This window comes from Pseudonocardia terrae, assembly GCF_021343995.1.
GTDB classification, from domain to species: domain Bacteria; phylum Actinomycetota; class Actinomycetes; order Mycobacteriales; family Pseudonocardiaceae; genus Pseudonocardia; species Pseudonocardia terrae.
This window is the reverse complement of record NZ_JAJTTE010000109.1, coordinates 1-7,491: the sequence shown is the minus strand read 5'-3', so window position 1 is coordinate 7,491 and position 7,491 is coordinate 1. Positions and strand designations below refer to the sequence as shown.

Genomic DNA, 7,491 nt, shown 5'->3' with positions numbered 1-7,491 from the left:
CAGACGCCAAAGATCAACTAGCGGCACGACCCAAGATCGACAGTGGATCCAGGTTCAGCTAGCGTGAGAATCAGTGGGGCTAGCCCTTATCGAGTCTGGACGATCGTGCGACGCGCTCGCCGAACTGCGCAGGGCCCTGCGCAACTCGCGGCCGGGTCGGAAAGCCGCGTACATACGTGTAGCGAGGCCGACCACGTTACGGTCGCTATCAACAGATCGTGAAATTACACGCCCTGCGCCGCCATGTGAAGCATGTCGATTGCTGCTATGCTGATGCAATCATTTGATTGACACACTCGGGCTTCACCAACGGGTTCCTCGGTGCACCTTTTGCGGAGTTGCAGCAGTCTGCGTCGCTGAACACTGCGAAAAGCTCGCCCGAAATGAACTTCTCACGCGACTCTTTCGTGCGCCTTAAGCCAAGTCTGAGCCAGATACATACTATAGCTAATCGAGTACGCGAAGCCAGCAAATCCGTCTAGGAACCCACGTCGCAGGACGTAGGAGTAGAGAAAGAAGGCGACGGGCTTCCCGGGCACGCGGTCAAAAATGCGCCCCTGACGACTCCGAGATCGCTGCACCAATCTCTTGACTTGTGGATTGCACCGCATGTGTGCTTCCCAGTCGCTGTACCTGTTATGTCTTCCGATGAAGTCAAACAATGTGTCGATGTCGTCATGGATCAATCTGCTCTGGAGCGCTTCGACTTTACCATCACAGATAGGTTGATAGTGACCTTCGACCTCCCACATATTCTTGACGGTTAGGTCGTCCACCTCAGGGAAGTGGCATCGCCTCCGATCCACCAGAACACGTTTCGAGATCCTATGACCGTATTTGAGCTCGCGGCCCATGAAGTGATAGTTAACTGTGACATCGTACGCTGAAACGTCGACCGCCTCAATCGAGACGATACGCCGGATATCATCAACCAGCGACCGACTCGGCATCTCGTCAGCGTCTACAAAAAGGACCCAGTTGTGCCTCAAGGAGTCGTGCTGGAGCGACCACTGCTTTTTTTTCGGGTACCTACCATCCCACCGAAACATGATCACTTCGGCACCGGCAGCTCTAGCCAACTGGGCGGTAGCATCGCTGGAGTACGAATCGACGACAATGACCTGATCAAACGCGCTGCACGACTCAACTGTACGGGAAATTACAGCCTCCTCATCTTTCGTCAAGATGAGAACGCTGACGGGAATCTTTGAGCCCATTGAGCAGTATGTCCTTTCGAACTGGACCCAGAACCTACAATTGTAGGCAGGTCGTGCTTATCGTTTCGCCACGGTTTCCCACTCGGCCGCGAGGGCTCCGGACATGCGGGACCAAGCCAGATGCTGCCGCGCGTACTCGCTGGCGCGTTGTCCCCGCAGGCGCTGATCGGCGCCATATAGAGCCTCTGTAAGTGCCTCAGCCAGCGCCTGCGTGCCCTGCTCCACTACGAGCCCCCCTCCACTGGCTGCCACGTGTTCGCCGGAGGCTACGGAATTTGTCGTGATGACGAAGCAACCGCTGTACATTGCCTCTGCGACCGTGATGCCAAAGTTCTCGCTCTCTGACGGCAAGACGTAGACCCCGCATCTGTCATAGACCCAAGTACGCTCCCCACCGCGCAGCGGTCCGAGAAAGGTCACGCTCGAACGCACTCCAAGCCTTTCAGCAAGGATGAGGAGCTCAGCGGCGCTGAAGTCGCCGTCAGGCCCAACGATAAACAGATGAGCTCCATCGGGTTTCTGCGCCCGCGCCCACGCCTCCAGCAGTCTGTCAGGCCGCTTTTTTCGAGCGAGCCGGCCTAGGTACAGCACCGCCTTATCTCTATCGATCGAGGGGAACTTGTCCCGGATTTGAGCACTCGCTGACGGACTCTCGAGACGGACCCCTAGAGGCGCGACAGAACTCCGATCGCGGCCAACGACCTCTACTGCGCCCTCTGCTTCACTAGCGGAAGCGAATATAAAGTAACGGGAGTTTCGAAGTATTGAGCGACCGATAAAAAGGTCATATATCGCCTTCTTCACCCGAGACTTAGACCGCTGATACGGTTCCAGCGATCCATGGGGCTGGATCCCATAAGGAATATTCCAGATCCGGGCGACCGCATACCCATAAATATACGGGAGCAAATACATGCCGTGCATATGAATTACACGAATCTTATGACGATTACGAAGTAGAAAGCAAAGAATTCCCCAACTGTTTTGGAGAAAGAATGGCCTGGCGCGCGGGAAGAGGTTGATGCAGGCCGTAGAGGAAAGGATCTCCGTCTGTTCGCCGTCGCTCATCTTGCTGCCGCCAGGATCGTTGTATCGAGCCGAGACGAGAACAGCGTTGTACCCGCGTTCACGCAACGATATGTTCAACAGCCGCGAGCCAACTGCTGGCCCACCGAACGCGCTAGCAAGCGAAGGAATTATCTGAACAAACACATTTCCTCCAGAATTTGGGGCGCCGCCAGACGCTTGGCTTCCTAGGTCCATGAACAAGTTACTGCCGCGGCAGGCCGGACCTTCACCCGCGCTGTCGTCGAACTTGCAGGAGCTGAGTCAAAGTCTGCCACGCAGTCGTTCGGGAACGGTAAGCGATCACGACTAGCTGCCTCGGCCGAACGCCAAGCATAGAACTTACATCCTTAACCATCAGAACCGAGACGGAGAAGTACGACAACAAGCTGGTCACCGCGGCACCCGTTATGCCCATTGTTGGTAGGAGGATCGTCCAGCAGAGGATATTTACCATCAGCCCGACGACGACGTTACGACTACTCTTGCCGGGGGCACCGAGACCCACGAGCACTCCGTGCATGGCGGCATTTAGATTGTCTGATACTGCCGCGACCACCATGACCGCCAGAAGGGGAACCACTGCCGCGAAGTCAGCACCGAGCAGGAGCCCAATTAGGAAGGGGCTTGAGATCCCTAGCAGCAGAGCCGCGAGGGTCAGCATAGCAAGAGATGCGAAGAGAATTGCACCAACTGCCTGTTGTTTCCCGAGGAGTGTCGTTTCCCGTTGGACGATCGGTTGTGTGGCATTCGTTAGTGGGGACCCTAGAAGTGAGAGAGAGGCACTAATGGAAACCGCAACGGCGTATATGCCCAACGACGCCGGGCCAAGCAGGACACCAACAACGAGTTGATCGAGATAAGAGTTCCAGTCGCGCACCATCAGTCCGGGCCACACCCGCCTGGCAAAGCTACGGATCTCCGCTCGTTGACGCCAAACGCCAGCAACTGGCAACTCTGGCCTTTTGAGCATGCCTTGCCGGATAGAAAGAACCAAGCCTGCCGCACAGGAGACCGTTTGGGCTGCCAGAAGAGCCGCTACTGCTACCGTGACTGTTAGAGCGTCGATTACGTAGAAAGTAGAGATCGCCAGCAAATAAACAACGGGTTGTGAAATGCGAATGATCGAGAATCGGCGAACATCAAGCAGGCCGCGGTAAGTGTTCGCGATGTTGGATGCGAGTAGGTTCACTGCTGGGTAGGCTGCTAGAATGCCGTACCAGATATAACGTGAGTCGGGCCAGATGATCGCGCCGTATAGGAGAAGGCCGAGACAGGTGGTCACCCCCACGACGCTGGCAACCACCACGCCGGAGCGGAATGCAATTCGTGATCCATTGGTTGAGGGGCTGTTCGTTACGGCCCAAGATAGGGCGTGGGGATAACCTAGCTGTCCTACAGATATGACCATCAGCGCCAGCCGGCTCAGAAACTGATACGAACCGAGGCCCTCTGGCCCTAGCGAGTTGGCAAGAAGGAGCGTCGCGGGAAGATTGATAAATGCGACAGTCGCTTGCGCAACGAAGAGAAGTGTTGCCGTCTTACCTAGCGAGTTTGACATGCTGACGTATGCCGATCTCAGCAGTCCTGCGGACGTTCGGAAACGCGACTGGAGCAGCTATCGCCCACGACGCTATCCACTAAACGTAACAGCTTGGCTGCTTCGCGTGAGCAGTTAAAGGCTTCGGATACGTGCAAGAATGCTGCGCGGATGAGTTGCTCTCGGAGGTGGTCGTCGTCGACAAGTCGACGGACAGCCGTGGAGATTTCCGTGGAGCTGTTTTGCGGAACGACTAGCCCAGTCTCGCCATCGATTACCAGCTCGGGGATACCACCTACCGCCGTCGTGATCACTGGTAGGTGGTTTGCCATGGCCTCCATCAATACGACGGGGATACCATCTGAATCTCCATCGGTGGCGAGCTTCGAGGGCAAGACGAACACGTCGGACATTCGCATCGCCTCAATGACGCGACTTACTGATTGGAACCCTAGAAAGGTAACGCGCGACGCAACCGCGTACTCGGCTGCCAGCGCCTTTAGGTACTTCAGTTGTGGACCATCAGCGATTATTTGCCATTCGAAGTTCAGCCCAGTATCAGCAAGGTGTCGAGCTGCGATGATGCAATCGTCGAATCCCTTCTTCGGTACGGCACGTCCCACGCTGAGGATCCGGATAGACGGTGAGTGGGGGAGCGCAGGACATGGCCTCGAGCGAGATGGCACCCTGTTTGGGATTTCGACGCCGCATCTGATCGTTGCCCGTGGTCGCTCGGCGCCTACGGCCACGAGGGCTCGACTTAATTGATAGCTCGCGCACACCACGAATGTTGCCCGGTTGGCTAGCGCTCGAAGGCGTATCGTGCTCTGCGGGTTGGTTACATCCCCGGCGTGTCCCGTGCCCGAGCAGGTTGTCCCCGGTAGCCCTGCCGAGGCGATGATTGCAACTTCGAGGCAACGGGCGAGGAAGTGGGCATGGATATGCACTGGCCGACTAGCTTTCGCACCATCGTGCTGAGTGATGAGCAGTACGACAGCCAGCCCGTTTAATAGGGCATATAGTTGAGTGAGGATATTGCGCGGCGTATAGGGCGGAAGTGTGCACAACTCGACTGCCGTCCGGAGGCAACGCAAGAACGTGGGAAATAGGGTGAGGTTCTTCCAAGTGAGGATGCTCGAGAGCACATCACGAATACTGTAAGCCCTGCACGGAAGCGGCTCATTGGAGTCCGTCTTGTGAAGGTAGTAGACGAGGACCTCTCGTTTCTCCTGAACGACTGAACGAATCTCGCGCCACACAAAGGTCTGCGTAGCTGGAGGAGCCTCGTGGATTACGTAAACAAGTAGCGGAAGCTTGGTTGTTAATGGCGCACTCGACATGCACGTTACTCCTGACTGTGTCTGCCACTCAGGCCGGAAACGACGAGCGCGTAAGCGGCGCCAATTATTGCCACGTAGACCCACCGACGGACTTCGCTTGTAATGTTGAGGAAGATATCACCGTCTTTTAGGGTATTGAATGTAAATGAATACCAGAGGCCAAGGAATAGGCTTGAGAGGAGCGTCTTTGAGCGTGCGAGGAAGGAGGCAGCTGCCTCGACCATATAGCCCAGTAACCCGGCAACGGCAACAGCTGGTCCGACGCCATACGAAACTGTCAGGTAAGTCGGCAGACTAGGCGGGAGGCCACTAGATCGAGCTTGATTAGCTGTACCGATTGCTCGCGCAATCATTACATCTACTCGATATTGCTCAATAGCGCCCCGACCTCCACCAAAGCTGGGTATAGTGGACAATAAGAGCGTCGCTGCACGACTCGAGTTGGCAAGCTCTGGACGAAGACGGTCTGCTACGAGCGACGAAGCAGCGGAGACATCGAAAATTCCATAACCGATGGTTCCGAGGGTGCTTGTGAGTGTACTTTCAGATCGTACAGTAGGATCATAGCCTCGCTGGTCGAATACGATCGTACTGAGGGCGAGCAGTACCCCCACTGCCGGAAGTACATGGCGTAGACGAATGGCTCGTCCTTGCAGGACAGAGATTGTTCCTGCCGCTCCGACTGCGATAAGGGTCAGGAGGAGCCTACTCCCGAACAAGCTGATTGCTAATAGCGCTACGGTGAGTAGGCCGGCGGCTGCGAGTAACCTATGAGCGGGCGCTCGAGTGTTGTCGGTGGAGGCGACTGCAGCAGCTATTCCGGCTGGCAGTGCAAATGTGCTCCACAGGCTCAGGCCTATGGAAGGCTCCTCGCGGCCGTCGCCGATGCCCAGCTGGCGCGGAACGCGATCGACGCGCGCATGCTTGCGGCGGTCGCCGAGCTGGAGTCGCGTGGCCTGGCCCCTGAACACGGGTATCGGGACACGGCGGACCTGCTGCAATCGGTGCAGCGGGTGGCGGCTGGCGTGGCCAAGGTTCGAGTGCGCGCCGCGCGTGCGGTCGTGCCGCCTCGGTCGCTCTCGGGGGAGGAGCTGCCGGCCGAGCTGCCCATGACGGCGCTGGTGTTGGCGGTCGCGGAGATCTCGTTCGAGCACGTGCGGGTGATCCAGCAGACGCTCGCTGCGCTGCCCGCACATCTCGAGTCCGATCACCGGGAGCCGCTGGAGCGGGACCTCGCCGAGCTGGCACGCACCCTCGACCCGGAGGCGTTGCGCCGGGCGGGGAAGCACGCGTTGGCGCTGCTGGACCCGGACGGGCCCCGGCCGCGCGATGGAGCGCCGACACGGACTCGGCTGCGGTTCACGGCTCGGGGCGAGGGTTTCGAGGCGCGCGGCTGGTTCGACCGGGAGTCGGCGGCGATCCTGCGGACCGCGCTGTCCCCGCTGTCGGAGCCGCAGGGCGAGCACGATGCGGGGAACTGCGAGGAGACGGGTTGCGAGCACCTGCCGGGTGAGCACAAGCCCGACCCCCGGTCGATAGCCGAGCGAGAGGGCGACGCGCTGGTGGAGCTCTGCCGTCGGATGCTCGACTCGGGCGCGCTGCCCCTCGACGGCGGGACGCACCCACACGTCACCGTGACCATCCCGCTGTCGGAGCTGCGGAGTGCCGGCGCCGGTCTGCTGGCCTTCGGCGACGGGACGCTGGCCTCGGCGATCAAGGCGGAAGACGTTCGGCGCTGGGCCTGCGACGCAGCGATCGTGCCGATCGTGCTCGGATCCCGCGGAGAGCCGCTCGACGTGGGGCGGCGCTCCCGGCTGGTGACCCCGGCGCTGCGTCGCGCGCTGGAGCAGCGCGACGGCGGATGCGCCCAGCCGGGCTGCTGCGTCCCGGCGCAATGGGCGGCCGCCCACCACATCGTGCACTGGTCCCGGGGTGGGGCCACCGCTCTCGACAACCTGGTTCTGCTCTGCCCGCGGCACCACCGTCTGATCCACAAGGGCGAGTGGCGGATCACGATGGAGGACGGGCTCCCGGTCTTCCACCCGCCCTGGTGGGCGGGAGGCTCACCCGGGCGCAACCTCCTCCACCGGCCCGACCTCATCGGGCGGGTGGACGGAATGGGGACGTCCTTGCACGAGGAGCCCGCGCTCGCGGTGCTCGACTGAAGCTCGCCCTGTCGACCTGGCAGGCACGGCACCCACCTGGCGGGACTTCACCGCGCGGCCCCAAACACGCCGGCAGCAATCCCGCTGAGGGGGAACAACAGAAACGCGCCCTAGGTGGCTGGTGTCGAACGGTCGGTTCGGCAGTGTGGGCTGCTCGGTTGGCT

General features: G+C 59.5%; 5 protein-coding genes. 1 reads left to right on the top strand and 4 read right to left on the bottom strand.

Annotated features, from left to right (window positions below):
• Positions 1–392: 392 nt before the first annotated feature.
• From LWC33_RS33985 to LWC33_RS35580, 4 genes are read right to left on the bottom strand one after another with little or no spacing between them, the layout of a single operon-like run.
• Positions 393–1,217: a glycosyltransferase family 2 protein gene (locus LWC33_RS33985; RefSeq protein WP_233308818.1), complete on the bottom strand. Its 825-nt coding sequence runs from the start codon at positions 1,215–1,217 to the stop codon at positions 393–395.
• A gap of 57 nt (positions 1,218–1,274) precedes the next feature.
• Positions 1,275–2,480 carry a glycosyltransferase gene (locus LWC33_RS36685; RefSeq protein ID WP_372476840.1) on the bottom strand — a complete coding sequence of 402 codons (1,206 nt, stop codon included), beginning with the start codon at positions 2,478–2,480 and terminating at the stop codon, positions 1,275–1,277.
• Positions 2,481–2,511: 31 nt separating this feature from the next.
• A complete protein-coding gene (locus tag LWC33_RS33980) occupies positions 2,512–3,843 on the bottom strand; it encodes a lipopolysaccharide biosynthesis protein (protein WP_233308817.1) in 1,332 nt (443 codons plus the stop codon).
• A gap of 17 nt (positions 3,844–3,860) precedes the next feature.
• The gene (locus LWC33_RS35580; RefSeq protein WP_255693959.1) at positions 3,861–5,162 is read right to left on the bottom strand and encodes a glycosyltransferase; all 1,302 of its coding nucleotides are present in this window, start codon (positions 5,160–5,162) and stop codon (positions 3,861–3,863) included.
• A gap of 770 nt (positions 5,163–5,932) precedes the next feature.
• Between LWC33_RS35580 and LWC33_RS33970 the strand changes: the two genes are divergently transcribed.
• Positions 5,933–7,327, top strand: coding sequence for an HNH endonuclease signature motif containing protein (locus tag LWC33_RS33970; protein WP_233308815.1), 1,395 nt, complete (start codon positions 5,933–5,935; stop codon positions 7,325–7,327).
• Positions 7,328–7,491 lie beyond the last annotated feature (164 nt).